The following is a 2654-nucleotide window of genomic DNA, read 5'->3' as shown; positions in this document are numbered from 1 at the left end:
CCAGTTGCAATCAACCGGTCGACGAGCGCCACGTCTTCGCTGCACGTGAGCGGTGGAAAGCCGCCGGCCCGTCGATACGCGTCGGCCGAGACGCCGAGATTCGCGCCGTGCACGTGTCGATGACCATCGGCGTCCACATAGGTCTTGCGAAAATATTCGCGCACGCTGTGCGGATGAGCGCTCCACTCGTCGACGGCTATCGAGCCGCACACCGCGTCCGCGTCCAGCGACAACTGCGCGACCAGCCAGCCCGGCGACACGCGGCTGTCGGCATCGGTGAAGGCAAGCCAGCGGACGCCGTCCGCCAGCAGGAGGTCAGCGCCCGTCGCCCGCGCGATACCGACATTGCGCGCCTTCAGGGTCAACGTCTCAATACCGTAAGCTCGCGCGATCGCCCCGGAAAAATCGCTGCAGGCGTCGAGCACGACGACGATCCGCACCGCTTCGCCGGCCAGATCGGCATGCCGCGAGGCTTCGATCAACGCGGCAAGACAAGGCGCCAGCAACGCCTCTTCGTTATGTGCCGGAACGACCACGCCGATCATCGGAGCCCCTCGCGTTGCGCCACCGAACGCGCATCGCGCGACCATACGTCGATTAGCAGATCGGCTTCGTCGTGATGCGCGAGACGCGAAAGGCCACAGCGCGCATCGAACAACGCGTGGGCGGTGTCCGCGCTTTCCAGCGCTTCGGCAAACGGACGGCGCCAGTGGCAAGCGAGCAGCGTACCGTCCGGCGTGAGCGATGCAGCGATTCGCGCGGCCAGCGTCTCGAGGTCGGCTGCATCGAGGTAATAGGCAAATTCGCTGATGACAATCAGATCGAACGGCCCCGCCTCGGTCGGCCATTCGTGCGGCACCGTGCGTTGTTCGACGCGGACCTGCGGCATGCCGGCAACACGTTCGCGTGCAAGACGCACCGCTGTTTCGTGAAGATCGGCGGCGAGCAGCGCGTCGCAACGGGTCGCCAGTTCGGCTGTCAGTTCGCCAATAGCGCAGCCCGGCTCGAACGCGTTGCGATAGCGTGGACGCGGCAGCAGTGCGAGCGTGAGCGAACGCTTGCGGCGCTCGTACCAGCCTTCGCGCAACTTCCAGGGGTCGTCGCTGCTTTTGTAAAGTTCATTGAAGTACGCCGCAGTAGAAGACATGTCAGCGATCCTCCATGTAGTGCGTCAGAGCATCCACGGAGCACCTCCGGCAGCGGCGTTGCAGTCGAACTTTGTTTTGACGGTCAACTCGCCGAGTGCGGCAAGATCGCGTTCGGCATGGCTTTGCCGCAAGAACACCGGCAGGTCGGCCAGCGCACGGGCAAAGCGCGCATCGCGGCACAGCGGACCGGCGCCGAGCGAACGCGTTGCGTGACTCATCACTGCAGTTGCCGCGTCTTCGACGACGAGGCGTACGCGCATGGCTTCTCGCTGCGAGTCGGCTCGCGGGTTCGCGTCGATATGAGCCGCGGTTTCGCGCAGCACCGCGGCGGCGCCTGCTAAAGCGACATCGACCGCGCCAAGGTGGGCGTTGCGATGCGCGTCGGCGTGTTGGGTGGACGCTGCGCGCAATTTCCGGCCGATCTGCGCGGCGGCGCCGTACCAACACGCGGCAATGCCGGCACCGCCATGCCAGAAACCCGGCCGGCGCACGTATGCATGCGCTCCACCCAGGAGCGTGGCCGGCGTCTGATCGAAGGTGACGTCAGCGCTAGCGGTGGACTGCATGCCGACCGCTTGCCACTTCGACAGGTCGATCGAAATCGAAGCGTGATCCATCGCGACGGCAGCCAGCACCGGCTCGTCGTCGAGCCAGGCGGTGACGAGCGCGTGACTGACTGCGCCCGCGCCCGAACACCAGGCTTTAGTGCCGTTCAGTTGTAGTTGCCCGGGGTCATCATTGGGACGCGTCGCGCGTCGGCTAGCCCGGACACGCACATCAGGCGGCTCCGCGGCCCATACCCCCCAACGACTGCCAACGGGTGGTGTGGGGCCCTGCAACTCGGCAAGAATCGCCAGCGCATCGGTATGCCCTTCGAACAGTTTGACGAGACCGAGATCGCACGCCGCAACGGCGGCGAGAACACGCCATCGCGCCAGAGTCTGCCCGTGACCGGGCAATGGCGTGAAAGGCAAACGGTCATAGCCCTGTTCGACCAGCGCGCGCAGAACATCGCCCAACGCGGCTGAGTCGCCGGCATCGAAACGCGTGTCGTGCAGAAAATCTTCAAGCGGTCCTGCAGAACCCCCAGCCTGCTGCGCGTCGAGTGCCGCATGAGGATCGCAAGTGTGGATTCTGCTGACGTTTTCCGGCCGCCGCGTACTCACGCCGGCCGCACGATCACGCGTATCGAGCATCGCGCCTCCCTGGAACTGTTCGGTCTATGCGCGCGGACTTTCGATAGCCGCAGCGCGTGCAGACAAACAGCAAGCGGCGTGCCTCAGGCATCGAACGCCTGGGACACGCAATATTTCAGGGGGTACAGCGTGGGGATAGAGGCGTGCAGCGCCTCTCGTTGCAGGAAGCTCGCCTGGGACCGTTAGCCGGCACCGTGCTGCTGGCGCCGCGCTTCCGCCTGCTCGAGCAACGCGTCGAACAACGTGAGTTCCACTGGCTTGACGAGGTGGGCGTCAAAACCGGCCGCCTGCGTCTGTTCGCGGTCGCTCG

Annotated in this window: 3 protein-coding genes; all 3 read right to left on the bottom strand. The window is 65.4% G+C overall.

What is annotated here, in order from left to right; genetic code table 11:
* The coding region (locus tag VFE81_RS06175) for a glycosyltransferase family 2 protein (protein ID WP_325043746.1) at nucleotides 1–545 on the bottom strand (545 nt) is incomplete at its 3' end.
* On the bottom strand, nucleotides 542–1147 hold the full coding sequence (locus tag VFE81_RS06170; protein WP_325043745.1) for a class I SAM-dependent methyltransferase: 606 nt from the start codon (nucleotides 1145–1147) through the stop codon (nucleotides 542–544). The genes VFE81_RS06175 and VFE81_RS06170, both read right to left, overlap by 4 nt.
* A 24-nt stretch (nucleotides 1148–1171) precedes the next feature.
* Entirely contained in the window at nucleotides 1172–2344 is a 1173-nt protein-coding gene (locus tag VFE81_RS06165) for an acyl-CoA dehydrogenase (protein WP_325043744.1), read from the bottom strand.
* Between the last annotated feature and the right edge of the window lie 310 nt (nucleotides 2345–2654).

Source organism: Paraburkholderia sp., assembly GCF_035656215.1.
Classification (GTDB): Bacteria; Pseudomonadota; Gammaproteobacteria; order Burkholderiales; family Burkholderiaceae; genus Paraburkholderia.
Note: the sequence above shows the minus strand (reverse complement) of the source record. Positions and strands in the feature narration are given on the sequence as shown.

Coding starts and splice junctions, on each gene's coding strand:
- VFE81_RS06170 (WP_325043745.1), bottom strand. CDS start 1,147: ATGTCTTCTACTGCGGCGTACTTCAATGAACTTTACAAAAGCAGCGAC.
- VFE81_RS06165 (WP_325043744.1), bottom strand. CDS start 2,344: ATGCTCGATACGCGTGATCGTGCGGCCGGCGTGAGTACGCGGCGGCCG.